General features: G+C 60.9%; 25 protein-coding genes and 1 pseudogene. 5 read left to right on the plus strand and 21 right to left on the minus strand.

Annotation, left to right across the window (positions count from 1 at the left end):
- The first annotated feature begins 7 nt into the window (after window positions 1-7).
- From ACVWY5_RS25205 to ACVWY5_RS25220, 4 genes are all read left to right on the plus strand, one after another.
- Complete coding sequence (locus tag ACVWY5_RS25205; protein ID WP_028338089.1) at window positions 8-715, plus strand: glutathione S-transferase family protein; 708 nt, start codon at window positions 8-10, stop codon at window positions 713-715.
- A 646-nt stretch (window positions 716-1,361) separates the two neighbouring features.
- Entirely contained in the window at window positions 1,362-2,090 is a 729-nt protein-coding gene (locus ACVWY5_RS25210) for a LuxR family transcriptional regulator (protein WP_028338090.1), read from the plus strand.
- 84 nt (window positions 2,091-2,174) lie between these two features.
- Window positions 2,175-2,807: an acyl-homoserine-lactone synthase gene (locus ACVWY5_RS25215; protein ID WP_028338091.1), complete on the plus strand. Its 633-nt coding sequence runs from the start codon at window positions 2,175-2,177 to the stop codon at window positions 2,805-2,807.
- 83 nt (window positions 2,808-2,890) lie between these two features.
- Window positions 2,891-3,850 carry a LysR family transcriptional regulator gene (locus ACVWY5_RS25220; RefSeq protein WP_028338092.1) on the plus strand — a complete coding sequence of 320 codons (960 nt, stop codon included), beginning with the start codon at window positions 2,891-2,893 and terminating at the stop codon, window positions 3,848-3,850.
- Here ACVWY5_RS25220 and ACVWY5_RS25225 read toward each other — a convergent pair.
- The 20 genes and pseudogenes from ACVWY5_RS25225 to ACVWY5_RS25320 all read right to left on the minus strand — a co-directional run bounded on the left by ACVWY5_RS25225 (window position 3,817) and on the right by ACVWY5_RS25320 (window position 23,103).
- Window positions 3,817-4,062: a DUF2274 domain-containing protein gene (locus ACVWY5_RS25225; protein ID WP_080667373.1), complete on the minus strand. Its 246-nt coding sequence runs from the start codon at window positions 4,060-4,062 to the stop codon at window positions 3,817-3,819. The two genes, ACVWY5_RS25220 and ACVWY5_RS25225, sit on opposite strands and share 34 nt — an antisense overlap.
- 4 nt (window positions 4,063-4,066) lie before the next feature.
- A complete protein-coding gene (locus ACVWY5_RS25230; RefSeq protein WP_028338093.1) occupies window positions 4,067-5,278 on the minus strand; it encodes a TrbI/VirB10 family protein in 1,212 nt (403 codons plus the stop codon).
- Window positions 5,275-6,309: a P-type conjugative transfer protein TrbG gene (gene trbG / locus ACVWY5_RS25235; protein ID WP_028338094.1), complete on the minus strand. Its 1,035-nt coding sequence runs from the start codon at window positions 6,307-6,309 to the stop codon at window positions 5,275-5,277. The genes ACVWY5_RS25230 and trbG overlap by 4 nt, the downstream gene beginning before the upstream one ends.
- On the minus strand, window positions 6,306-6,989 hold the full coding sequence (trbF, locus tag ACVWY5_RS25240; RefSeq protein WP_028338095.1) for a conjugal transfer protein TrbF: 684 nt from the start codon (window positions 6,987-6,989) through the stop codon (window positions 6,306-6,308). Before trbF ends, trbG begins: the two co-directional genes overlap by 4 nt.
- 101 nt (window positions 6,990-7,090) lie before the next feature.
- A pseudogene (gene trbL / locus ACVWY5_RS25245) lies at window positions 7,091-8,321 on the minus strand (P-type conjugative transfer protein TrbL).
- Window positions 8,318-8,689, minus strand: coding sequence for a putative entry exclusion protein TrbK-alt (trbK-alt, locus tag ACVWY5_RS25250; RefSeq protein ID WP_028338097.1), 372 nt, complete (start codon window positions 8,687-8,689; stop codon window positions 8,318-8,320). The pseudogene trbL and the gene trbK-alt overlap by 4 nt, the downstream one beginning before the upstream one ends.
- Window positions 8,689-9,417: a P-type conjugative transfer protein TrbJ gene (trbJ, locus tag ACVWY5_RS25255; RefSeq protein WP_028338098.1), complete on the minus strand. Its 729-nt coding sequence runs from the start codon at window positions 9,415-9,417 to the stop codon at window positions 8,689-8,691. The genes trbK-alt and trbJ overlap by 1 nt, the downstream gene beginning before the upstream one ends.
- Window positions 9,414-11,855: a conjugal transfer protein TrbE gene (trbE, locus tag ACVWY5_RS25260; RefSeq protein WP_456671703.1), complete on the minus strand. Its 2,442-nt coding sequence runs from the start codon at window positions 11,853-11,855 to the stop codon at window positions 9,414-9,416. Before trbE ends, trbJ begins: the two co-directional genes overlap by 4 nt.
- A 10-nt stretch (window positions 11,856-11,865) precedes the next feature.
- Complete coding sequence (locus tag ACVWY5_RS25265) at window positions 11,866-12,129, minus strand: VirB3 family type IV secretion system protein (protein ID WP_456671704.1); 264 nt, start codon at window positions 12,127-12,129, stop codon at window positions 11,866-11,868.
- The gene (locus ACVWY5_RS25270; protein WP_411780833.1) at window positions 12,129-12,455 is read right to left on the minus strand and encodes a TrbC/VirB2 family protein; all 327 of its coding nucleotides are present in this window, start codon (window positions 12,453-12,455) and stop codon (window positions 12,129-12,131) included. Before ACVWY5_RS25270 ends, ACVWY5_RS25265 begins: the two co-directional genes overlap by 1 nt.
- Before the next feature lies 1 nt (window position 12,456).
- Complete coding sequence (gene trbB, locus ACVWY5_RS25275) at window positions 12,457-13,371, minus strand: P-type conjugative transfer ATPase TrbB (protein WP_456671705.1); 915 nt, start codon at window positions 13,369-13,371, stop codon at window positions 12,457-12,459.
- 229 nt (window positions 13,372-13,600) lie between these two features.
- Window positions 13,601-14,929, minus strand: coding sequence for an MFS transporter (locus tag ACVWY5_RS25280; protein WP_456671706.1), 1,329 nt, complete (start codon window positions 14,927-14,929; stop codon window positions 13,601-13,603).
- Window positions 14,930-15,064: 135 nt separating this feature from the next.
- Window positions 15,065-15,490: a ribbon-helix-helix domain-containing protein gene (locus ACVWY5_RS25285; protein ID WP_370986088.1), complete on the minus strand. Its 426-nt coding sequence runs from the start codon at window positions 15,488-15,490 to the stop codon at window positions 15,065-15,067.
- 6 nt (window positions 15,491-15,496) lie between these two features.
- Window positions 15,497-17,485, minus strand: a complete 1,989-nt coding sequence (locus ACVWY5_RS25290) for a conjugal transfer protein TraG (RefSeq protein WP_456671707.1) — start codon at window positions 17,483-17,485, stop codon at window positions 15,497-15,499.
- A 35-nt stretch (window positions 17,486-17,520) separates the two neighbouring features.
- A complete protein-coding gene (locus ACVWY5_RS25295; protein ID WP_028332366.1) occupies window positions 17,521-19,284 on the minus strand; it encodes a VirD2 family relaxase/mobilization nuclease in 1,764 nt (587 codons plus the stop codon).
- Window positions 19,281-19,514, minus strand: a complete 234-nt coding sequence (locus ACVWY5_RS25300) for a hypothetical protein (RefSeq protein ID WP_321177515.1) — start codon at window positions 19,512-19,514, stop codon at window positions 19,281-19,283. Before ACVWY5_RS25300 ends, ACVWY5_RS25295 begins: the two co-directional genes overlap by 4 nt.
- A 320-nt stretch (window positions 19,515-19,834) precedes the next feature.
- Window positions 19,835-20,899, minus strand: a complete 1,065-nt coding sequence (locus ACVWY5_RS25305; protein WP_051376018.1) for an IS110 family RNA-guided transposase — start codon at window positions 20,897-20,899, stop codon at window positions 19,835-19,837.
- A gap of 334 nt (window positions 20,900-21,233) precedes the next feature.
- On the minus strand, window positions 21,234-22,127 hold the full coding sequence (locus ACVWY5_RS25310) for a lytic transglycosylase domain-containing protein (protein WP_080666970.1): 894 nt from the start codon (window positions 22,125-22,127) through the stop codon (window positions 21,234-21,236).
- A gap of 2 nt (window positions 22,128-22,129) precedes the next feature.
- On the minus strand, window positions 22,130-22,642 hold the full coding sequence (locus tag ACVWY5_RS25315; protein WP_028332367.1) for a S26 family signal peptidase: 513 nt from the start codon (window positions 22,640-22,642) through the stop codon (window positions 22,130-22,132).
- Entirely contained in the window at window positions 22,639-23,103 is a 465-nt protein-coding gene (locus tag ACVWY5_RS25320; protein WP_028332368.1) for a DUF2840 domain-containing protein, read from the minus strand. The genes ACVWY5_RS25315 and ACVWY5_RS25320 overlap by 4 nt, the downstream gene beginning before the upstream one ends.
- Before the next feature lie 278 nt (window positions 23,104-23,381).
- Between ACVWY5_RS25320 and ACVWY5_RS25325 the strand changes: the two genes are divergently transcribed.
- Window positions 23,382-24,431, plus strand: a complete 1,050-nt coding sequence (locus tag ACVWY5_RS25325; protein ID WP_028332369.1) for an IS110 family RNA-guided transposase — start codon at window positions 23,382-23,384, stop codon at window positions 24,429-24,431.
- A 587-nt stretch (window positions 24,432-25,018) separates the two neighbouring features.
- Here the strand turns inward: ACVWY5_RS25325 and ACVWY5_RS25330 are convergent.
- Complete coding sequence (locus tag ACVWY5_RS25330) at window positions 25,019-25,900, minus strand: replication initiator protein A (RefSeq protein WP_028332370.1); 882 nt, start codon at window positions 25,898-25,900, stop codon at window positions 25,019-25,021.
- Window positions 25,901-25,917 lie beyond the last annotated feature (17 nt).

The raw sequence follows: 25,917 nt of genomic DNA on the forward strand, positions 1-25,917 counted from the left end.
TATCTCTATGATCGAAGCGGCCTATAGCGTTTCGACCGCCGTCAAGCACAAGCTCTTCTACTCCCCGGGAAGCTGTTCAATGGCAGCGCACATCGTGCTAGAGGAAATCGGCGAACCATACGAGTATCAACTCGTCTCGGCGTCTGGTCCAAAAGAGGGCGAGATGACGGGATCACCCGAATGGAAAGCCGTCAACCCGAAAGGGCGCGTGCCCGCCTTGTCTGGCGTTCCCGGGCGGATCGGCGGCGCCGACAACCTGCTCACGGAGGGGCACGCCATCATGATCTATTTGGCGCGCACCAATCCGTCTGCCGATCTCCTCCCGACCGAACCTGCCGCTGAAGCCCGCTGTATCGAATGGATGAACTGGCTGGCCAGCAACGTTCACGCGATGTCATATGGTTTGATATGGCGCCCCCACCGCTTCTCACATGATGAGTCCCTATTTCCGGCGTTGAGGCTCCGCGGCAAAGAGAATGTCATTAGCCAGTACGCCTATATTGAGAGCCTTCTGTCCGACGGGCGCCAATGGAGTATTCCCGAAGGCTACACGGTCGTCGATCCATATCTCTTCGTGTTCTACTATTGGGGGGCCCGTATCGATCTAGATATGAGCAGGCTATATCCGGCCTGGACCAGTCTAATGCAGCGCGTGCTCGCGAGACCGGCGGTCAAACGCATGATGGCAATCGAAGGTGTCCAGCTAACGCCGTGACTTTGCCGCACAGCGGTTCTGCAAATTCGCACATCTGAGACGACGCAATGGCGGCAGGTTGCTCCCAAACCTTCGAGAGAAGTTCCTCAATTACGTCCGCAACGGCAGATCCCGCTGACGATCTTCTTAATCAACGGAATAAGGCTTTAAGGCAGCATTGCTTGGCTCGATAGCTTTGCTTTGCTCCCACGGATTCCGGACCACTTTCTCGACACTGTCTCACCACGAAGAGATCAAAGGACACCAAGGCATGGGATGGCGACATCGTCGAGCTGCAGTTAGCGCATCCCGATAACTCTACTACAAGAAGCACGGACCGCTCGCGCTGATCGGCTCCCGTACGAAGCTGATGCAGCATTGGCTAATCGGATCGACCAATGGCTCGATCATCAAGAAGGTGATGCCGATCAAGGGAGGCCTGCAGGCTTGAGCCCTCGTATCATCAGGCTGGGTAATGTTGCCCAATTCAATCCGTGGCAAGCTCATCTGACAGTCGTCGACGCTTGGTCGTGCTTGCCAAAAGTTCGGCATCTTCAACCGATTGAACCCAGAAATTGGAGTTGTGAGTTTCGAACTCGCCATCGGGCAATAGAATATGTCATCGCTCTCACCTGGCTCTCTCGATACTCGGACGACGGAGAACTCAGTGCATCGTGTGTTTCAAAACTTCATCGATCGACTGTCATGCGCAGAGGACCATCAGGATTTTTCCGAAACGATGGCAAGCACAGCCGGCGACCTCGACTTATCCTGCTTCGCATATCTCGCGCTTCCGAACGCGGGTGAAAAACAACCACGCCTGATTTCCACATATCCATTGCCATGGACTGATCACTATTTACGAAATCACTATCAGACTTTGGACCCGGTAATCAGACTCGCGCTTCAGAATCCGGAGCCGTTTCGATGGGGACGCGACTTCCGCGCGCAATCGACCACCACAGCACAGCAAGAATTCTTCTATGAGGCAGCACAGTTCGGTATCCGCATTGGCTTTACCGTCCCAATTCACGACGGGCATGGTCCAGTCGCAGCACTGACCTTTGCTGCAGACGAACGACGGCCTGCATTCGACCAGAGGATCAATGCCAACGCTCGCGTTTTGCAGCTTATGGCGATGTACTTTCATGCGCACGTTCGCCGCAGGCTAGCGTACCAACATAAGGTAGGTGGATCTCACCTGTCTCCCCGAGAGCTTGAATGTTTAGAATGGGCCTCGCGCGGAAAGAGCGCATGGGAGATCGGCCGCATCCTCGGCATTTCGCGTCACACCGTTGCAGATTACCTAGGCAACGCGAAACAAAAACTCGGCGTTCGGACCATCGTGCAGGCCGCAACACGCTTGGCCGCTGCAAAGAAAGACGAGCAAATTTAAGATGGCGGCCCCCCACAACTACAGGTGATGCACCAGAACGACATTTGGGCTTCAAGGGAGAATATAATGCCCTTGGAGGAAACCATGATCCAACTGATCACACCGATTTCGTATGGGGAGTTTTCCAGCACGCTCGTTGAAATGTACCGGATGCGGCATCGCGTTTTTAAACTCCGCATGGCGTGGGACGTTCAAACCAGCGGCGACATGGAGATGGATGATTTCGACGCACTGCATCCAATCTACCTGACGCAAGTATCCGAAAACGGTTTGGTGCAAGGCTCCGTTCGACTTCTGCCTTCTCTCGGGCCGACGATGGTTCGCGATACTTTCTCGGTGCTGCTTGAGGGTCATCCTGCCCCCTCAACACCACTTGTCTGGGAAAGCAGCAGATTCGCTATCGATGTTGCAACCGATGCTCCCAAAGGAAATCACGGCATAACTCGTGCCGCATACGAGCTGTTTGCTGGAATGGTCGAGTTTGGGCTTTCACGAAATCTCACTGATATCGTTACCGTCACAGATGTTCGAATGGAGCGAATCCTTCGACGCGCCGGTTGGCCGCTGCGACGCATTGGTAATCCTGCCAAAATTGGCAACACCGTAGCCGTTGCGGGTTACCTTGCGATTTCGAGCGATGTTCTCGCGGACCTGCGTAAGGCCGGCGGCCTTTCTGCACCGGCTCTATGGACGCCGGTAATCTTTGCTGCCGCCTAGAACGATCTATGCCAACAATTGAGCTAACGGTCCCGCTTGGATTGAGGACCTCTTATCTTGTGGTTTGCTACCGAGGTTCGAAAATGACAGAAGCCGGGATCCGGAACGATCGGCGCAACGCAGCGAGAGCTATTCACCTGCAGCAGCTTCGATTGGCTGTTGTCGCTTGTGACTGCGGAAGCTTTCGACGCGCCGCAGAAGCGCTTTCGATCAATCACAACGTCCTCAGCCGCTCTATCGGTCAACTCGAGCATTTGATCGGCGCCTCACTGTTTGAGCGCTCAAGCGGTGGAATCAAGCCTACACTTGCCGGCCTTGCGGTTCTGCGAATTGCACGGCTGATCCTGGAGCAGGTCGACATGCTAGTTGACACCGGTAGAGCCGGTGGTCGCGGCGACACTGGCCATCTTGTCATTGGCTTCTACACGTCTATGTCTACCGGCAATTTGCGAGCGACCATAGGTGAGCTCAGGAAGCTGCTCCCGCAACTCGAATTGGCAACGGTGGAACGCTCTCGCTCTCGCCTGATGACCGCTCTTCGTAACGGTACCGTCGATGTTGTGGTTAGCCCTGGACGTCTGCCTTCAGAGAGCATCAGGTCACTACTGCTGTGGAGCGAACGGATCCTGATCTCGCTGCCGCAGGATCACTGCTTGGCAGCACGCGAAGTGGTCTATTGGACCGATTTGCGTAACGAAACCATTCTTCTAAGCGAGTACGATCCTGGACGAGAACTGGAGGATCTCCTGATCTCCAAGCTCGTACTGCCCGACGACCGACCCAAAATGGAGCGCCATGATGTAAGCCGTGGCATCATCAAGAGTCTGACGAGTATGGGCATGGGGCTTAGTCTGGTGATGGAATCGGATATTGGCGCAAGTTTCGCTGGCCTTGTGTACCGGGAGTTGCAGGACGGAACGGGACCAAGCCGGGTGGACTTCCATGCTCATTGGCGCGATGACAATGAAAATCCCGCTCTGAAGCGTTTCATCAGTCTTTTAGCAGAACGCTATCCATCGCCTCTGCCGGTTTTTGGAGAATGATTGGTTCGTCTCGCCTTTGCAAATCCGCGGTCTGTGGCCATAAAGCGCGCCAGCATTGGCGCAATCAGCCTTGCCGGATCGATACGCTGCCCGCTTTCGCGCGCCAAGGCCTCTGCATAGGCGACGAGATCCCGATGCACTGACGCTGGAAGCTCAGTGGCGACCTTGACCGGCTTGTCGTCGGGCAGCGCTCCTATTCTAAGCTTGGGCATGGCGTTACTCTCCGTATGGCACAAGTATGAGGTCACGATTGACGAGAACGCGAACTGGAAAACCAGGTCGCACGGTCAGCGTAGGCTGAATGTTGAGACTGCGCCGAACCACCTGTTGTCCGGTTTGATTGAGCGAGTCGGAGGCGCCGTGCCGCAATGCCTGGATGATGGCGCTGTCGTTGCTATTCGTGTCGGAACCTTCACCTAATTCTGTCCCGACAGCCAAGAAGGTCGATAGAGCAGCGGCCTTGAATAGCTCGCCCCAGTGGTTGTCGACCTGGTCTTCAAGGCCCGCATAACCAGCAGTGTCGGCGCCCGGCTGCCGCTCGAGAACGATGGAACGTCCATTCGGCATGATCAGCCGGGTCCAGACGAGCAGGACACGCGACTGGCCGAAAGTGACCTGGCTATCGTAGATCCCGATCAAACGCGCTCCCTGGGGCACAAGCAGAAACCGGCCAGTCGGCGTGTCAAAAATGTTCTCGGTCACCTGCGCCGTAATTTGGCCTGGCAGGTCCGATCTGATTCCGGTGATCAGGGCTCCCGGAATAACCGTCCCAGCCTGTACGACATATGGTGAAGCTGGCTTGGTGACGCGATCAGGGCTGACTGTGCGACGGTCCACAGAGGCGTTCACGAAGGCAAGCTTGCGGTCCTGACCGTTCTGCGCAAATCCGTCGTCATTGGCACTCGTCGGGCTTGGTGATGCGATGCGATCACCTCCTACAACTGCAGCCATGGGCTCACGCACTTCTCTCCCGTTGGTCGAAGCGAACAGATGGCTGATGCGGGCTGCTTCGGTCTCTTGATCCCGGCGCTGCTGTTCCGGATTAGCGCCGATCGCCGGCGACTGGCCTTGGGCTGCAAGGATCGGCCGACCGAGGTCCCCAGGGAGCGGCGGACCGAGCTGCGGGATTGGCTGGCGCGGAACGCCAGCATAGTCCTTCGGTAGAGCCGCAATTCCATCGGCAACATTGTGATGGTCGGTACTGTAAAGCTCATCGGCCGCTTGGTCTCGAGGGCGAGTCTTCTGCAGCGACCACAGCGCGGCTCCGCCGATGACAAGCAGGGCAACCGCGCTCCCTCCCGCCAGTACTTTCCGTGACAACCGTGTCACGCGCGGGTGCTCCGCTCTCAAGCGGAAGCTCCTGGACTGATCCTCTTGTGTCCCCAGCGGAATTGCCTGCTCGTGATCGTTTCCATTCCGCGTGTTCATGACGACGGCCTCCCGTCAGTCCTGACAATGCTGACCTTCTGCTGGTGTTCACCGCCAAGCCGGAGTTCGGCGGCCGCAAACAGCCGATCGACGATCAACACGTTGCCGTAGGCGCGATAGTTGACGAGTTCGGTCTTGCCTTCCGGGCCGATGACAAAAAGCGGCGGCATCTCGCCTTGCACGATCCCTTGCGGGAATTCGACATAGACCTTGCGGCCATCGTCGTATGCGGCGAGCGGCCGCCAAGGAGGACTGTCCCCTTCGATGGCATAGCGGGAGATACGATGCGCCGGATCCGGTAGGACGGGCTTCAGAGCAACTGAACGGGATCGTTCGCGCGCTGTTTCCGGATAGTACCAAGCAACAGAAGGCATGTATGGCCGTTCGCGGGAGCGGAGCTCGATCAGGTAGGTGCGCCGGTCAGTATTAACCACCAGGTTGGTCTCGATCGACGCTCGGGTCGGCTTGACCAGGATGTGGACGCGTCGCGTGTCGCCGGTCCCGCTCTCGGTGTCGCCCACGACCCAGCGGACGGTGTCCCCGGCCGCGATCGGCCCTGATCCCGTCAACTGCTCTCCCTCTTCGAGCGCAATATCCGTGATCTGTCCCGGTGCGGCGTAAATCTGATAGAGCGCCCCGGGACTGTACGCGTAGATTTGCGCCGCGTTGAAATACCCCCGCCTGCGCGGTTCGACCCGGGCTGCAATGTTTGCGGTCTCAATCCGGCTCACGGGTTCAGCGTCTTCCTTCCCTCCCGACTTGCCGCCGAGAGCCGGCTTCCAGAGGGGTGGAACGTGAAGCGGTCGCGATCTGTCGTCGAGAGCCACCGGCGTCGCCGGTAACGGAGGCACTTCAGCGTCATAGCTGATCTCCGGCGGTATGTAGGTCGCGCACCCACCCAGCGCCAAGGAACCAAGCAGGAGAGCAACCAAAACTGCTCGCTTCGCGGTCAAGAATTCGGGTAGAGTGGGACTCATCCTGCTGTACGGGACGGGATGCTTCGAATGAACGTCGGACGGCGTCTTAGTCACTGACTCAACTCCTTCGACCAGTTGATGGCGCGAACGAAGACGCCAAGAGGATTCTTGCGCAGACGTTCGGCATCGCGCGGCGTTTCGATCACGATGGTGAGAATGGCCGTCCAGCGCTCGGTCGAACTCAACGAAGCGTTGTCGTAGACACGCTCGGTCCACGCGACGCGAAAGCTTTCCGACGACGCGCGAATGACGCTCGACACGTCGACGGAGATTTGGGCCTTGCCCAACTTGGCAAAGGGGTCATTGTTGCGCGCGTAGTCGTTAAGCGCAGCGGCGCCGCGATCGGTCGTAAAATCATAGGCCCTGAGCCAGTTTTGTCGCAGAACGATGCCGTCCGCCGGCAGACCTCTGACATCTTCGATAAAGCGGGCCAGATGGTAGGTGATCTGGGCATCTGTCGGTTGATAGTCGATGTTGGCCGGCGCGACCCTTTGGGCCTTGCCGAGTTGATCGACCTCGACCACCCACGGAGTGATTGATCCCTGGCTCGATTTCCAGATAAGGCCTGCAGCGAGACCGGCCGACAGCATGAGGCATCCGAACGCCATCAGGCGCCAGTTCCTGGCTTGCACGCGCGCTGATCCAATGCGTTCGTCCCAAACCTGCGCTGCTTTCTGATACGGTGTAACCGGCTCGGGCATACGCCCGTAGTGAACGGATGGTCGCTTGAACATTGATGGCTGCCCCTGAGATAAAGTGAACGGCTTCAAGTGGTGCGGTGTCTGGGTTTGAGGCGCTGCGGAGCAGCGGGTGGCGAAAGCGCGATGGCCGCGTGTCAGCGCTCTCCTTCAGACAAATCGACGGAGGAGCCGCTGCCACCATGATCGCCCGAGCGAACGCGCCTGGCTAGCGGCCGAGGCGCCATGCCGAATAGTCTCGGCGCGCTTCATGCGTCGCGCCCAATCGGGCTGCCCTTCGGCCGAAGTGTTCGCGGTCTGCGCACCGGCTTCCCCACCTCCGCCGAGCGCAGCCGCTGCACGACGCAACGGGCTCATGGCAGCGGTGGCGCCAGCCTCCGCAATGCCGGCCATGCCTCCGCTTCGATAGGCGGCGGACGCACCGCTCAAGACGGCCCCCCCACCGCGCGCCGCACCTGCAATCGCACCACCAGCGAGACCGGCGCCGCCGGCGGCGAGGCCTGCGCCTGCCGCAACAATCCCGCCGGCAGCAAGGCCTGTTCCAATCGCGGCACCGGCGCCGAGTTGCGGTCCACCCGACACCAGGCCATTTGCGATACCCGGACCAAAGATGCCGAGGCCCAGCAACGCGAGCGCCGCGAGCACCAGCGTCATCGCGTCTTCAATGGTCGGCTGAGCGCCGCCGAAGCCTGCGGTGAATTGCGAGAACAGGGTCGATCCAATCCCGACAATGACGGCCAGGACCAAGACCTTGATTCCGGAGGAAATGACATTGCCCAGGACCCGCTCGGCCGCGAAGGCGGTCTTGCCAAACAAGCCGAAGGGAATGAGCACGAAGCCGGCCAACGTCGTGAGCTTGAACTCGATCAGGGTGACGAAGAGCTGGATCGCCAGAATGAAGAAGGCGAGCAGCACAACGACCCAGGCGAACAGGAGAACGACGATCTGGACGAAATTCTCGAAGAAGCTGATGTAGCCCATCAGGTTGGAGATCGAATCGAGCAGCGGTCGGCCGGCGTCGAGACCGACTTGGGCGATCTTTCCAGGTCTCAGGAAATCCGACGCGGAGAGGCTTGCGCCGGATGCTTTCAACCCAAGCTCGGCAAAGCTCTCGAAGACGATGCGCGCCAGACTGTTCCAGTTACCGATGAGGTAGGCAAAGACGCCCACGAAAAGCGTCTTCTTGACGAGGCGCGCGATGATGTCCTCGTCCGCCCCCCAACTCCAGAACAACGTGGCGAGCGTGATGTCGATCGCCGCAAGGGTCGTTGCGAGATATCCGACATCGCCACCCAGCAACCCGAAGCCGTTATCGATATAACGCGTGAACGTTTCCAGAAACTGATCGATTATCCCCGTACCCGTCATGGCTTGCTCGCCTCGGGTGTCGCCGGGTTCGGAAAACCCTGCGGGATCCGGCTTTGATCCTTTGGACGGGGCGTCACGCCGCCGGCGGAAGCATCGTGGGCGGGAGTTGCAACACCGTCTTTCTTGCCAAAGAAGCGACGGCGGTTTTCGGCCCAAACTTCCTTGCAATGCAGATAACCTGCCGCTTCCACCGCAGTGACGCTGCGGCAGCGAGCGAGGTCAGAGCTAGTTGCATCTGTCATCTGCTCCGCCTTCGGCGACTGCGGAGAATCATCTCCACCGCGGAGCTGAATCGTGCAGGCAGCAACGGCGAATACGCCGATTGTCGTAAGCAGCGACAACGCCTTGAACGCCCTTGCGTCGGTCATCAGTGGAACATCCGCACGTCTTGGGACTGATAGCCCTGTCCCGGGGTCAGGAACCGCCTGAGCTGTTCTCGCCCCTGGTCCTGGGCCGAGGCGCGCTGCGCCGCATCGAGGGTCTGTGCCCTGCCCTGCGCCGCCACGGCAGCCGTGAGATCGGCGAGTTGTTGCGCTTGAAGCGCGAGGATCTGATTGCCGGCCTGGGTTGCCTGCAGGGCGCCGCTGGCACCTTGACTTGATGTTACGAGCGCTGACGTTTGGATGCGGTTGGTGTCGAGGTTGCCGACGACGCCGGCCTGGACGCGGAGTGAATCCTGCAACGCAGCGACAGAATTTTGCCACCGCGATTGAGCGTTGGTGATCAAAACCTGGTTGGACTGGCTGCCGGTGACCGGCGCATAGGTGGTCGAGAACGCGCGATCGATCTGCTGGACGTCGTAGGCGATGCGCTGGGCTTGAGCCAGCAATTGCTGGGTCCGTTGGATCGATGATTGCAGTTGCTGCAGTGACGAATACGGCAGGTTTGCCAGGTTCTTTGCCTGATTGATCAGCATCTGCGCCTCGTTCTGCAACGAGGTGATCTGATTGTTGATCTGCTGCAGCTCCCGTGCGGCTGTCAGGACGTTCTGAACGTAGTTGTTGGGATCGAACACGATCACCGCCCGTGCGGGCGCCGCGACGCCAAGCACCAGCGTGATGGTGCCAGCGGCCACGAATAGGCCAATACGCCTCATAGCGATTTCTCCAGATTGACGAGATTGGGGATCAGGTCGGCGGCCCAGGCGACGCCACGGTGCCGGAGCCAGGCCGGCACGAAGCCGTCAGGTCCAAATTCGCTGAGGAGCTGCGCGATGGCAGCCTGGTCGATCTTGGAAGAGGCTGCAGTAAATGCGAGCGCAACCTCACCAAGACCAAGTTCGAACATCCGGTTGCCGCGACGGGATTGGCAGTAGTAGTCCCGCTTCGGCGTTGCCCGGCTCAGCAGCTCGATCTGGCGATCATTGAGGCCGAAGCGGCGGTAAATCGCAGTGATCTGCGGCTCGATCGCCCGTTCGTTCGGCAACAACAGGCGTGTTGGGCAGCTTTCGATGATCGCCGGTGCGATCGCGGAGCCATCGATGTCCGAAAGCGACTGGGTGGCGAAGATGACGGAGGCGTTCTTCTTCCGCAGCGTCTTCAGCCATTCCCGGAGCTGGCCAGCAAAATCTTCGTCGTCGAGGGCAAGCCAACCTTCATCGACAATCAGGAGCGTCGGCCGGCCGTCGAGACGATCCCCAATGCGATGGAACAGATAGGCCAACACGGCCGGGGCCGCGCTCGTTCCGATCAGCCCTTCGGTCTCAAACGCCTGGACCGATGCCTCGCCAAGGCGTTCGAATTCGGCATCAAGCAGGCGCCCGGAGGGACCGCCCAGGCAATAGGGTTGCAGGGCACGTTTCAGGGAATTGGATTGCAGCAGGACCGACAGGCCCGTCAGGGTGCGTTCCTGCATCGGCGCCGAGGCGAGAGACGTTAGAGCCGACCAAAGATGATCCTTGACCTCCGGAGTGATCTCGATTTTTTCCCGCGCCAGGATCGCGCAGATCCATTCCGTCGCCCATCCTCGCTCGGAGGGATCGTCGATCCAGGCCAGGGGTTGCAGGGCGACGGGTTGGTCGCCTCCGTCAGACAACGCACCGCCGAGATCGTGCCAGTCGCCACCCATGGCGAGCGCGGCCGCCCGGATCGAGCCACCAAAATCGAACGCAAAGACCTGAGAGCTCGGGTAACGGCGGAACTGGAGTGCCATCAAGGCCAGCAGCACCGATTTTCCGGCGCCCGTCGGCCCCACCACCAGGGTATGACCGACGTCCCCGACATGGAGCGAGAACCGGAACGGTGTCGATCCCTCGGTCTTCCCAAACAGGAGCGGCGGACCCCTGAAGTGCAGATCCCTCGCCTCGCCGGCCCACACGGCCGACATCGGGATCATGTGGGCGAGGTTGAGCGTCGACACCGGTGGCTGCCGCACGTTGGCGTAGACATGCCCGGGCAAACTGCCGAGCCAGGCTTCGACAGCGTTCACCGTCTCGCTCATGCAGGTGAAATCGCGACCCTGAATGACCTTCTCTACCAGCCGCAGCTTTTCATCGGCCGCACCCGGATCGCCGTCCCACACGGTGACGGTCGCCGTAACAAAGGCTTGTCCGATCTGATCCGAACCGAGTTCCTGTAGGGCGGCATCGGCGTCGATCGCCTTGTTCTGGGCGTCAGTATCGAGCAGCGTCGATGCCTCGTTGGTCATGACCTCCTTGAGAATGGCGCCGATGGATTTTCTCTTGGCGAACCATTGCCGGCGAATCTTGGTCAGCAGCTTGGTGGCATCGGTCTTGTCGAGCATGATCGCCCGGGTCGACCAGCGATACGAGAATGGCAGGCGATTCAGGTCGTCCAGAATTCCCGGCGTTGTCGCGCCGGGAAAGCCGACAATCGTCAGAACCCGAACGTTGGCTGAGCCCAGCATCGGCTCGAGCCCGCCCGTGAGCGGCTGGTCGGCCAATAGCGCATCGATGTACATGGGAATTTCGGGCACCCGAACGCGATGACGCTTGGTCGAAATCGTCGAGTGCAGGTAGGTCAGCGTGTCCTGATCATCGAGCCAGGAGCATTCGGGCATGAACCCTTCAACGAGCTGAAGGACGCGATTGGTTTGATCGATGAACCCGCGAAGTACCTCGCGAGCATCTGCACCAGCCGTACGATCGCGACCCTCATAAAGCAGCCGCTCGGCCTTGGCCGCCCCCTCCTCTGGAGGCAAATAGAGGAAGGTCAGGAAAAAGCTGGACTCATAGTGGGCGCCGGCCTCCTCAAATTGAGCTTTGCGTTCGGCATCAACCAGCGCTGACGCGACGTCAGGAAAGGTGTTCGGCGGGTAAGCGCCCGCAAAATGACGCTGCGCCTCAACGAATACGGCCCAGCCTGATCCCAACCGGCGCAAGGCGTTGTTCAGGCGACCCGCGACGGCAACAAGCTCGGCCGGCACTGCGCTGTCGAGGTCGGGCCCCCGGAATTTGGCCGTCCGTTGAAACGAACCGTCCTTATTCAGGATAACCCCCTCGTCGACCAGGGCTGCCCATGGCAAGAAGTCGGCGAGACGCGCGTTCGAATGGCGGTATTCGGCGAGATTCATCATGACTGAGTGCTCAGGCGTTGAGATGGCCGGGAATGCGCAGATGTCGGCGCATCACATCGACGAAGGCGGGATCGCGCTTGGCGGCCCAGACGGCGGCCATGTGGCCGATGAACCAGAGCACAAGACCCGCGATCCACAGCCGCAATCCAAGTCCAAGCGCCGCGGCAAGCGTGCCGTTGACGATCGCGACCGACCGCGGCGCGCCGCCCATCAGGAGCGGCTCAGTGAGCGCGCGGTGAACGGGCACGACAAAACCTACGACGGGTTCATCCATCAGATCACCACGCCGCCGCCGAAGGAGAAGAACGAAAGGAAGAAGCTCGAGGCCGCGAACGCGATCGACAGACCGAACACGATCTGGATCAGCCTGCGGAAGCCACCCGACGAATCCCCAAACGCGAGCGTGAGCCCAGTCACGACGATAATGATGACGGCAATGATCTTGGCGACTGGCCCCTCCACAGATTGCAGGATCTGATTGAGGGGCTGCTCCCACGGCATGTTCGAGCCGGCCGCCCAGGCCGGCGCCGTCGCCAAAAGCACCACGCCGGACGCGGCCAGCGATGCGGTCTGCCGAAGAACGCGAAATTCCAAACGCATGTCAGTCTCCTGCTGATGAAAGGCTGTAGTCGCCGGCGGCCCCGAGCCCCATGACGAGGGCGAGCTCAGCGAGGCGGCGGTCAGCGCCGCGTCCCGCAAGCACAGCAATGAGGTTGATGGTCTCGGCTATCAGGGCACGCGGAACCGTGATGACAGCTTCCTGGATCAGTTGCTCGAGCCGCCGCAGCGCGCCGAGCCCGCTGCCCGCATGGATGGTCCCGATACCGCCGGGGTGACCGGTCCCCCAAGCCTTAAGCAAGTCGAGCGCTTCGGCACCGCGAACCTCTCCAATCGGGATGCGATCCGGTCGCAGTCGCAGCGAGGAGCGGACAAGATCCGAAAGCGTCGCAACGCCATCTTTGGTCCGCAAGGCTACAAGATTGGGCGCCTTGCACTGAAGTTCGCGTGTATCTTCGATCAGCACGACCCGATCGGTGGTCTTCGCCACCTCCGCCAGCAGCGCATTCGTCAGAGTAGTCTTGCCGGTCGACGTCCCACCGGCGACGAGAATGTTCTTCCGTGCGGCGACCGCGTTCTTCAGGATGCTAGCCTGCTCCGAGGTCATGATCTGCCGGGCGACGTAGTCGTCCAGCGTAAACACGGCGACAGCGGGCTTGCGGATGGCAAAGGCCGGTGCTGCAACGACCGGAGGCAGGAGACCTTCGAAGCGCTCGCCGGTCCCGGGCAATTCGGCCGAAACCCGTGGCGCGCCGGCATGCACCTCGGCGCCTACGTGATGCGCTACCAGGCGAACAATGCGCTCGCCATCCGCAGCCGACAGGGTTTCGCCTGTGTCGATCAGACCATTCGACAGCCGGTCGATCCACAGCCGTCCATCCGGGTTGAGCATCACCTCGATGACCGCTTCGTCTTCGAGGTAACCGGCAATCGCAGAGCCAAGCGCGCTGCGCAGCATTCGCGCACCGCGCGAACTCGCTTCCGATTGAATGGAATGGATTGCCACCGTCGCCCCCACCGAATGAGGACGTGCAACGAGCGCCCTCAGATGAGGATGATTAGAAAAGGCACCAACGGACGTGGGGCAACAAGCGCGTTCGGCGATCGTAGATTGGCGTAGAAAAAGAAAGACTGAGAACAGATTTTTGAGGCCTGCTCAATCGTATCGGTTTCGCCGGGAGTGCTTCTCACCACTCTGCATCGTCATCTACGGGTATGAGTATGACCGAATTCTCATACACACCAACTGACCCGGCAGCGTTGCCAACATCAGCCAGCATAAAGATAGGAATCGAACTCATCCACAATGCAAATGATCGGCGCCAAGGCAGCGAGAACCAGACCAACGCCGCGATCTGCAGCGCTACGCTGACGCCGAACGCGACTTGATAGGCCACAACGGACCTATGGCCGTCCTCCGAGGGCCACTGCTCCAAGACCAGGCCCGTCGCGTACTGGGCCAGAAATGCCCAACCGAAGTGCAGAACGTTCAAGGCGCCATTGGCGCGACCGGCGAGTTCCGGCGGAAAGTAATCCGCTATCACCGCGAAACTGATCACAGTTGCCGTTCCGACAATTGCGACAACGGACCACGACAAGGTGGACGGCAGGGGCGCTCGTAGGATCAAGGCAAGTTGGGCTGCGATAAACAGCACCGTAACCGTCCCTAATATGATCTCTGCTCCGATTCCTCTTCGTCTGATGTAATGGACCACCACACCGAACAACCAGGCGCCGCCGCTAAGGACGATCGACATGATGAAAAGCTGTCTGACGAGACTTGCGCGATCAAACCCCTCCACGTCGGTCAGCCACGGCGATGCCCACAATCCCTGCAGAGACCAGGCCGATCCAACGCAAGTCGCCGACAATGGGGCAATACGCCAAAAGCGCCGATCGCCGAAAACGGCGCTAAGAGTGCCGCCCGCTGTTGATGGGACAATGCCGCGTTCGGGTACCACAACGTAGATAAGAATGGCCGTCGCAGTTGTAGCGACCGCTAGGATCTCGAAGAGTTGCCTCCAGTCCATCCAGGTGAGCAGGTGTTCGGCGGGAGTGGTGGCGGTCACCGCTCCCAGCGACCCCAGCATGATCATGTAGCCGCTTAGCAAAGCTACTCGGTCCCTGGGAAACCAAAGGATGATGGACTTCAGTCCAGCCGTCAGCGCCGCCGCCATGCCGAGTCCGATCATTGCACGCGCGATCAAAAGTGACAGGAAACTGGTCGAGACTGCGAATAGTCCGGCGCCGGTCGCGGCAACCAAAAGCAGTGAACTCTGGACACGACGCGGACCAAAGCGATCCAACAATATGCCCACGGGGATTTGAGCCGCTGCGAAAACGAGGAAGTAGACTGACGTAAGCAAGCCGAGGTCGGCAGTCCCAAGCCCGGCATCCGAACTGAGATGACCGGCGATCAAGGCGTTGATCGTGCGGAACAGATACGAAAGGTAGTATCCAGCGGCAAAGGGAAGAAATACGCGCGCGATTCGACGCCATGTTATTGAGGTCTGCATGCTAGCCCTTACTGCTCTCAGCTCCTTCGAGCCGATAGCGCGACCAGCTTTTTGTCAGTTCGGCTAAATTGCTGCGGTCGCAGGTTCGCGCAGGAAAAAGAAGGAACGGCGCGATGGAATACCTGTAGCCCTCAGTCAGGTTTCGTCGGCCGGTTCCTGACGGCGGATATCTTCCGGAATTTCGCGTAGAAAGCTCTGCCCCTTTTGCAGGCGGCGCCCGAGCGCCTCGACAAATCCCTCAAAGCGCTCCCTGCCCTTTGCCTGCGCCGCCGCCTGCGCATCGTTGGGCAACGGTGGCGTGATCGTCAGCCAAAATCGGATGAAGAGGGCCAAGGTCTCGGCTGTCAAACCGACGTCGCGCTCCAGCCTCTGCATCTGACGCGACAGCCGATCGAGGCGCCGCGTAAACGCCGCCTCCCGCCTGTCCGCCCCGTCCGGCGACAGAAAGGAAGCGACGGCCGCTTCCACGATGGCAGACCGAGAAAGCTTCTTGCGATCGGCGAGTTCCGAGATCTGTTTCAGCAGTTCTGGCGGGAAGTAGACGTTCATCCGGTCGCGCATATCGCCTCAGAGCTCCATGCCGTCATTCGGGTCTAAGGCGACTTGACGGGCAACACCGCGCATCTGTTGGCGTATGAGCCGGGACTGACGGACCGCATCCTCGTCATCATCTAGAACGGCAGCAAATTCTTCTGCCGGTGTCGGTTCGGTCGTCTCCTTGGCGATCGCGACGTGATCGGGGAGTTCGGGCTCACGACGGAGTCCGCTGTTCGCCGTGTCCTCCTCGGCCTCCGCAGCTTTGTCAGTTGGACCTGCCGTCGACTTCAGCGGTCCGAGCGCTGACCATCCGTCCGTTCGCTGTGATCGGCTGGCGCTCGCCGGATCGGGCGGCGGCAGAACCCGCTCGGTGAACCGCCGATCCTCGTAGTAGCGGACCTTCTTCGCCCGGATCGGCGGCGTACCCGCCACCATGACAATCTCGTCCATCGGCGGAAGCTGCATGACCTCGCCGGGGGTCAGCAGTGGCCTCGCCGTCTCTTGCCGTGAGACCATCAGGTGCCCCAGCCACGGGTTCAACCTGTGACCGGCGTAGTTCTTCATCGCCCGCATCTCGGTCGCCGTGCCCAACGCGTCGGAAACCCGCTTGGCGGTCCGCTCGTCGTTGGTCGCGAAGCTGACCCGGACATGGCAGTTGTCGAGGATGGCGTTGTTGGGCCCGTAGGCCTTCTCGATCTGATTGAGCGACTGCGCGATCAAGAAACTTTTGATGCCATAGCCCGCCATGAAGGCGAGCGCTGACTCGAAAAAATCAAGCCGCCCGAGTGCCGGGAACTCGTCGAGCATCATCAGGACTCGATGCCGACGGTCTCGGGCGTGCAAGTCTTCGGTCAGCCGTCGACCGATCTGGTTCAGCACCAGGCGGATCAATGGCTTGGTCCGCGAGATATCGGAGGGCGGCACGACGAGGTAGAGCGTCGTCGGGTAGCTATCTGCGATCAGATCAGCGATCCGCCAGTCGCAGCGGCAGGTCACCTGAGCCACGACGGGATCGCGGTAGAGTCCGAGGAACGACATCGCAGTGGACAGGACGCCGGAACGTTCATTCTCGGATTTGTTGAGAAGTTCGCGCGCGGTTGAGGCGACCACGGGATGGGCGCCATGCTCGCCGAGGTGTGGCGTCGTCATCATCGCCTTCAGCGTCACCTCGATCGGCCGCTTCGGATCGGACAGGAAGCCGGCCACGCCAGCCAGGGTCTTGTCTGCCTCGGCATAGAGGACATGCAGGATGGCGCCGACCAGGAGCGAATGACTGGTCTTCTCCCAATGGTTCCGCTTATCGAGTGAGCCTTCGGGGTCGACCAGGACGTCGGCCACGTTCTGGACGTCGCGAACTTCCCATTCCCCGCGCCGGACCTCGAGGAGCGGATTGTAGGCTGAGGATTGTGCGTTGGTGGGATCGAACAACAGGACGCGGCCATGCCGCGAGCGGAAGCCCGCGGTCAGTTGCCAGTTCTCACCTTTGATGTCGTGAACGATGGCCGAGCCGGGCCAAGCCAGCAGGGAGGGGACGACAAGACCGACACCCTTGCCGGATCGTGTGGGGGCAAAACACAATACGTGCTCCGGTCCGTCGTGGCGGAGGTAGTCGCTATCGAGCTTGCCCAGCACCACGCCATCCGGACCGAGAAGTCCGGCCGCTCGAATCTCTTCCGCATCAGCCCAGCGCGCCGAACCATAGGTCTCGACATTCTTGGCTTCACGTGCCCGCCACACCGACATGCCGATCGCCACCGCGATCGAAATAAAGGTTCCTGACGCCGCAATGAAGGCGCCCTCAACGAAGACCTGCGGCGCATAGGCGTCGTAGACGAACCACCACCAGAAGAAGACCGGCGGGTAATAGACTTTGAAGCCCAACAGTTCGAACCACGGCCGCCCAAGCTCCGGTTGATAGGCGAGCCGCCAAGCCGTCCACTCGGTTGCTCCCCAGATGGCCAGCAAAACGATCAGGCCGACAACGATCACCTGTCCCCAGAGGATTTTGGTTCCGGACATCCAAACGCCCTTCCGCAACTGAATTGGCGAGATAGCTAAAGGCCGAGGTCGCGCTTCCGACCAAAGCCCCACTCGATGCCACCGCCGTCCTTCACGACGCCGGTGACATGTTGACCGAGCCTCTTTTCGAGTTCGCGCGACCAGGGCACGAGCTGGAAGCCGAGCCCATTGTCGATCATGGCGAAGCGTCCTGAGGTGAGCGTCAGCCGCTGGCGAAACGTGCCCGCCACATGCTCCCCAGAGTTAGGCTTCACGTGGGGCAAGCCGGTGTCGGCCGAGACCTTTGCGGCCACGTCGTCCAGTTCACGTCGGCGCAATATGTTCAGGAGGTCGCGCTGCAGGATGATGCGTTGGCCCTGCCGCCGCGCCATGCCCTCATGGACCAGATGCTCGGTACGGGCTTCCATGGCCTCGCGGGTCTCGCGTCCGAATCCGCCCATGGCGAGCGGCATGGGGTCGCGTTCGACCAACCTGTGGTCGAGCCAGGTCGCGCCCTTCGCGGTGACCTGCTCGGTAAGGTCGAGATCGGAACGGATCGCTAGCACCACGGTCGGCCGCGGATCGCCGGCTTGACCGAAGCGTCGGATTTCGACGATGCCGCCGGCCGGCGGAGCATGTTCGAAAGCCTCGAGCCCTCGGAAGCGCACATGGTGCACGCATCCGTCTGTTCCGTCGATCAAGGCGTAGGCCTCGCCGGTCAGTTCGTCATGCAATCCGCGGTCGACCAGGCGTCCGATGATCTGGGACGTCGGCAGTCCACCCTCGATAACGAAGTCGGCAACGCCGCGCGCTTCCCCACGCTCGGTAAAGGTGCGGTGCATGGTCTTGATAATGTCGCCCCGCATGCCAAGCTCGCGCAAGCTCCGCTCGGCCTCGAGCCCGACCATCCACTCCCCCGGCGCGGCGGATGCAGCAAGGCCCATCTTCTCCAGGTGTTGAAGGCGACCAACTATCAGGCGCCGGATCTCGAGATCGGACTTGCCAGGATTCTCTGGGCGAAGATCGATAGTGCCGGTCTCATCGGCCGCCAGCCGGATTTCCCGATCGAGCCGCGTCCATCGTTCCGCCGTGACTTCCCTCTCCAGCGAATTGCGGATCTCGTGCTCAGGTTTTGGACCCAGTTCGATGGCGATCAGTTCCTCGGCGCGTGAGCGCAGGCCCTGGCTGATGTAGTCGCGGGAGATCACGAGATCCGCCCCTTCCTCATCTACTCCACGGACGAGGAGATGGACGTGAGGGTTGTCGGTATTCCAATGGTCGACGGCCACCCAGTCGAGCCGCGTGCCGAGATCGGTCTCCATCTGAATGGCCAGGTCGCGGGTGAAAGCCCTAAGGTCGGTCATATCGCCGGCGTCCTCGGGCGAGACAATGAACCGGAAATGATGCCGGTCGTCCCTGCATCGTCCTGCGAAAGCCGCGCTATCGGCGTGGTCGCTGCCGGCATCGAACATCTCGGCCCGCTCACCACTCCGGGTCACGCCGTCGCGCTTCAGATATGAGAGGTGGGCGGTCATTGGCGCTGAACGGAAGGCTCTCCCCTTGTGACGAACCACGCGCGCCTTCACCACGGCGCGCCGCGTCGGGCTGAACAATCTGGCGCGACTAAAGGCGAGGCGCCCGCGGCCAAACGTCGAGCGCCCATGGGCCGTCGAACGCCTGCCGGCCATGGTCTGCCCCGAGGTGTGTCCGGCTTTCTTCGCCGCCCGCAGCATCTGGTTGACGAAACTCTTGGGCTTCAGCGTGCGGGTGCCTCGGATGCGTCTGGGCCGAATACGTAGATCGCTGTCGCCCACGCTCACGGCAGAGCCTCCCAACGATCAAAAGCGCGCACGGTGCCGAAAACGCCATTGATTGCATTCGTCAAAATGCAAGGCGCGGCACGCGCCCCGACCGACCGGCACGCCAGAACCCAAGCCATGCCAATGGCTTGAGGCTCGACCGGCGAGCCCCTTTTATCTCGCCTTCCTAATCGGGCGGGCAAAGTCAACTCATTCTTACGCTTTTCTTCGACTCTTCGCACTTCAGCCATTACCGACTCCCTGCATCAACAACGCACAAACGTCACCACAACCGCGCTTGCGATCGGCATTCACCAGGCGGGGTCCATGCGTTCCTTCGCGTTCAGCACATCGGCCGTCGCATGCTCTTCATCAGGTTCGTAAACAGGGCTGTCCAAGCAGTCCGGCGCTCTCGTCCCCGAAGGGCGGCAGCAGGCAAGAGATAGCGGACATTCCCCGTTTCGCGGCCCCGCCAGGGGACGCTCACCGCGCGCGCGGATCTCTAATTTTGCTCCTCCTCAACAAGCCGGGCGTTAAACCCAGCGCTAATCCATCGTCATTTGCACCGCAGCTACCGTGCAGGTTTCAACCGCAGCCGCTGCGTGATTTTGGCGCCAAAACCGACGTGGAAATCGGTCTCGCTGACCCACATCCGGTGCAGAATGCTTGCGAGCTTGCGCGCGACCGCGGTGATCGCGCACAGCATGCTCGACCGTTTGGCGATCCGCAGGCCCCACGCCCGCAGTGCCGACCATTTCCTGACTCGTAGCATCAGGCTTGCGGCCGCCTCGCAAAGCGCCTCGCGCACGGCTATGTCGCCCTGTTTGCTGATGCGCCCCTCGTAATCGATCGACGTGCCGGACTGGTGCCGCCTCGGCGCCAAGCCAAAATGCGCACCCACCGTTCGCGATCGGGCAAAGCGATGAGGGTCGTCGACGCCGACTTTGAACGACAGGGCCGCAACGGGACCGACGCCGGGAACCGTCATCAGGCGCCGGCAGACAGCATCATGCTGGACCACCTGTAGGAGCACACGATGGAGCCGATCGTAGCCTTCGAGGATGGCACGGCGCACGTCGAGCATGGCCTCGATGGTCATTACGAAGATCGGATCGCTGCGCTCAATCAGCTCGCGGACGCGGGCCTCGTAGGCGCCGCGGGCGACCGCTCCGACGAGCAAACCATAGGCCCGCAGCGCACCACGAATGTGGTTTTCGAGGTCGATCAGCTTGCGCTTGAGCAGCTTCCGACTGGTCAGCAACGTACGCATCTTCTGCATGTCGATGTTCTTGACATGGACGGCGCGGTACCAACCCAGTCGCATCATCTGCGCGATGCCGCGCGCGTCATTCCGGTCGGTCTTGTTCCGCATTGTCGACAGCGAAACGCGCATGTGGCGCGCTTCGACGACAATGATCGGGAGCCCCGCTGGCTGCAGTTCGCGATACAGCCAGATGCCAAGCGATGACGCCTCGACTCCCACTCTCTCGAGGCGATCCGCGTAGCCCTCTACTGCGTAGCGGATCGCCGCTGGCTCGGTGCTGACCTTGAGCTCACGGACCGTGAGACCCTCGCCATCGACGATGCAGAGACTGGTTTCTTCAAGACCGACGTCCAACCCAACGTAAAGTTTCATCGGAGCTCTCCTGTGTGGCAACGACCGCCTAAGTCGTTGCACCAGACTCCGGATTCGACCACACGGCGGCTATCGTCGTGCACCGGTTTCTCGAAGCCCGATTTGAAGAGCCGTCCTGCCGTCGTGGTCTCCCAGTCGCCGGATCCCAAAAGAGCCGCCGCGACCTGGCAGTTGGCTCGGGAAGCAACCAGTGCCTGCGAGCGGTTGCGATAGCGATCGTTACCCGAAGGGCCGAGACACCCGCAGGGTGGCTCGGTGAGGAGCGAAGCGACGAGTAGAGCGCGGGCCGAAGGCATCGCCCATACACCATCAGCTTGTGAACCCGCACACTTGGTCATTGCGATGCTCCCGAATCCGATCGAGGGACGAACACGCCAATAGGCCGTGGGACCATGGGCGAAACATCGGTCGCCGAGATTGCGGTCGTGACACCGCTCGACGGCATGTGTGGCAGCAACCGATTGCGCCTTTTCACAAGATCGGATCGCGCGACGAATAGCATCGCAACTGATGATGACTGTGCGTTGGACGTCCACCTCGGCGGCAGTTCAATAGCAAGCAGATTTGCAAGCTTTGCGACGTATGCGCGCGTCTCGTCTGGCAAAGAGCCGCCTGCGAGATGCTCTTCGTAGCGGGCTGGTCCCGCATTGTACGCGGCAAACACACCAGGCGAACCATATCGGTCCAGCAGTTCACGCAGATATGCTGTGCCTGCCAGAATGTTGTCGCGCGGGTCGTAGGGATCGCTGCCGAGATTATAGCGCTCGCGAAGTTCCGCCCAGGTCGCCGGCATGATTTGCATCAGGCCCATTGCGCCTTTAGTCGATCTGGCGTGCACCTCACCAGCACTTTCGATGTTGATGACTGAACCAATCCAGTTCACCGGAACGGCAAAGCGCTCTGAGGCGTCGTTGACCAACGCTGCAAATGAGTTGCTCGCCTCGTTGACCTTTCGAACCGCGACCGCTCCGCTCTCGGCCAGAGCAGCACTGTGCGGCACACCGAAAATAGACAGCAGCGACACGACAGCCCAAACACGCGCGCCCGACCGAGCCAAGCATGCCGCCGTGCTCGTGAGCGTCCAGGATAAAGCGGCTTCGCGCCGGCCATGCGGCCGCCCTGGACGGCCGCTGCGCGCGCCGGCCGTGCAGACTTTGATCGGAACGGAAGAATGATCCCGCAATCGATCGAACAGAGGAATGGCGAGGTGAACACGTCGAATACGCACGATCACTCCTCCCACGTCCACACCGGCATCGCACTGCCGATCACGCTAGATGCCGGAAGAAATCCAAAATACCGGCCATCAAGAGAGTCGTCCGACTGCCAGTTCATGAGAAAGAGCTCATCGTCGCCGACGACGCGGCAGCCCTGCCATTTCGGCAGCGGCCGGCCGCGTCCATCGCGATCCCGCGCCTCGCCCATCGCAATGTTATCGACCGAAATGGTGAGCCCACTTCTGCAGACCGTTTGGCCGGGAAGCGCCAAGACGCGTTTGAGCATGGGGAGACCGATCGGCAGATAGCCGTTCAGGTCGAGAAAGATCGCAAGCGGCTCCGGCGGCTGAACAGCGACCAGCTCGGTGACATGGAGGCGCATAGTCGGCCGTAAACGGTAGAGACCGATAGGCACGCTGGCCGATGCATTCCAGATGTAGAGCGGAAGTGGCGCCAGGATGATCGTCGCGACGAGCGCAGCAGCGGCGCCAAACGTCACGGTCAGCGTCTTCAGGCGGCCGGTCATCGCATCACCCTCTGACGGTGAAGCCAAGCCTGATGGCGTGCCTTGGTGTAGGGACGCGGGTTTTCATTGACGGACAGACGGTTATGAACGTGATGCCAATGATCGGGCGCGACGTCAGCGGGATCGATGCCGAGTGCCTCAACGGCATCGGTCATTTGTAGCACACGCTCAACCTTCGGCCAGCCAGAGAGACGCAGCAGAATCTCTCCGCCGGGTGTCACATAAGGGACGGTCGAGCAGCGCTGCCCAGGCGCGACCGCACGCAGGATGTCGATCCGCGAAATGATCGTGCCAAAGTCATTGGACGTCCAACGTACGAAGGCGAAGATGCTGCCGGGTGCAAATGACAGGACACGCCGGTGACGATCAATCTTCCGTTCGTTGACGATACGGCCGAAACGAATGCGGTTTTCGATACGCTTCTCGAGCCACAGCACTTCCACTTCAGTGAGATCGCTCATGCCACCGCTCCCTGAAGCTGAGGCTGCGAGCCGTGAGCTTTGGGGCCTGTGAACTGCGTGTGCGGCTTCTGAAGGCAAGCAGGACTGACGCCCCGCCGTTGCCAGTCGCCGCTGACGCGACTTGTGGCCTGGTCCGTTAGAAGAAATCCGAAGGATTTCTGGTTAGCCGGGGTACTGACCTGTGCCCCCTTGCCGGCCGTGCTGCTGCGAAAATGCTTCACAACGATTCGCGAACGGAGCGCGCGGTGCGGTCCGGCGGTCGGCGGTGGAGGCGAACAATGGACTTCTATGCAGGGCTCGACGTGTCGCTGGAGGCGACCAACATTTGCGTGGTGGACGGCGACGGCAAGGTGGTCCGGGAAGCGAAGCTCGAGACCGATCCGGACGCGATCGAGCTGTTCCTGGCGGAATGGGGCATCCACCTGAAACGCGTCGGACTGGAAGCGTTCTCGTACAGCGCCTGGCTGTTCACGGCGCTTTCCGAAAAGGGCCTCCCCGTGACCTGCATCGAAACCCGCCATGCCAAGGCGGCGCTGAACGCGATGCTGAACAAGACCGACCGCAACGACGCCAAAGGCATCGCGCAGATGATGCGGACCGGCTGGTTCCGTGCGGTGCACGTCAAGTCGGAGGGTGCGCAAACGCTGCGCGCGCTGCTGGTCGGACGCAAGGCGCTGCTCGGCAAGGTGCTGGACATGGAGAACATGATCCGCGGCCTGTTGCGCCCGTTCGGCCTCAAGGTCGGCGAGATCTCGGTCGGCCGTTTTGAGGCGCGGGTACGCGAGATCGTGGCCGGAAAGAAGGAGCTGGAAGCGATTGCGGTGCCATTGTTGGACGCCCGGGCTGCGATGCGGCTGCAGCTGGCAAAACTGCAGCGCCTGGCGCTGGCGGCGGCGCGCAGTGACAGCGCGGTGCGGCGGATGATGACCGTGCCCGGCGTCGGCGCGCTGGTGGCGCTGACGTTCCGCGCCACGGTCGATGATCCAACGCGATTCAGGAAGTCCACCAATGTCGGCGCCCATTTTGGCCTGACGCCGCGGCGCTACCAATCCGGGCAAACCGATCGCATTGGCGGCATTTCCAAATGCGGCGATGAGCTGACGCGGGCAATGTTGTACGAGGCAGCGATCGCGATCCTGACGCGCATTCCGAAGAACTTCAAGCTGCGGCTCTGGGGCCTCCGGCTCGCCAGGAAGAAGGGTCTGAAGCGCGCGGCAACCGCCGTGGCGCGCGCGCTCGCCGTGCTGCTGCACAAGATCTGGATCGATGGCACGACCTTCCGGTTTGGCGCCGGCGGCAAGCGCGGCCGGGTCGCTGCGGCGATGTAAGGGCCTCCGCGACCCGGCCGCTTCCACGCGCGCCTTTTCCTTCCGCCACGGCGGAGCGGCGTCTCCCGAGGAGACGGGGTTTTGGGTGAGATCGCAACTTTTCTTGCTGGCGGCTTCATGCACAGCATTGAAGCCATCATGCACGGCGCTGGTTAGCCTGACCGCCCATTCTCCAGATTCCGGCATGTGGTGGCCGTCGTGCCAACCACGGATGTTAGCGAGTTCTCCTCGACGAGCGAGTGGCCGCAAAAGGACGTGACGCGCACCAGGCGATGATGTCGACGCCAACGATCGCGAAGATTTGCGCGCGATCGCGTTCGCGCGCGCAGATTGGAGATAACAATCGTATTGCAGCGAAGCTTTGCGCGTGAGAGTGTGGGTGCATGAGGCATCCTCGTTGCACACGCGGCCGACTTGTTCACAACGTACTGATTCACAACAAGAAGTTAGTGTCAGTATGTTAGTAAAGTTAGAGGAGCTGGAAGGCGCCGGGAAACAAACACTTAAGCTCGATTCCGGTCCCCGATAGCACGAGGATTTGGTCCTCGATAGCACGAGGGTTGCGGTCCCCGATAGCACGAGCTGATTCACAGGTTGTCCTCCGAATTTGGGATGAGTCCGCGCCGGCGCAGCCGTGCCGTTAAGGGATCGACGGGCGTAGGCGCGAAATTCAGCCGCTCGGTACCGTTCGGATCGCGCGTGAGCAGGAGCTGATAACCGGGCAATGTCTGGCGCTGGACGATCTGGCGGACGTCGTAAGCAAAATGCTTGAGCGGCGAGAGGATGCCGGACTTGGCATGGAGGTGCACAAGATCGAAGCTCCAGCCGCCGTCCTGACGCCCACCGTGCTTGCGCACGAGCCGGTAGAGCCACCGCTCAAGTCCGCCCGTCAGATCGAAATAGGCGCGATCGATCGTCAGCACGAGCGCGTCATCAACGACGCCAGCATAGAACCAATCGGGCAGGATCAGTTCGAGCCCGAACGGCCGGCCATTTGCATCGGCCGTCTCCTTCCACTCGTTGATCCAGGAGAAACGATGCCGTCGCCGTTCTGTCGGCTGCCGGATCGACGTCATCACAGTCGTCGACTGAAGTCTGTCGAGACCGGCCTTCAGGCGATCATAGTCTCGCGCGCTGGTACCGCGGCCGACAAACGTCAGGATCTCGTAAGGCGTTGCAGCCATCAGGCGCGACGTCTTCAAGCCGGCGTCACGGGCTTCGACAATCTGGGACGCGGCCCAGATCAAAACGTCTGCATCCCAAATAGTTGCCATGCCGTGTTCTGGCACCGCTTCGACACGAATTGCGATCGCACCCGCACGGAAATCGATCGGCACAATCCGCTTGGTTTTTGCGAGCGAGAAGAACGGATAAGCCATCAGATCCTGCGCATCGCGCGGTGCGAGATCGCCGGGCAGCGCCCGAAAGAGCTCAAGCTGGTCGCGCTCGGAATAGTGTTTGCGCCGCATGGTCACTGCTCTTGCGC

This window comes from Bradyrhizobium sp. USDA 3256 (genome assembly GCF_054058275.1).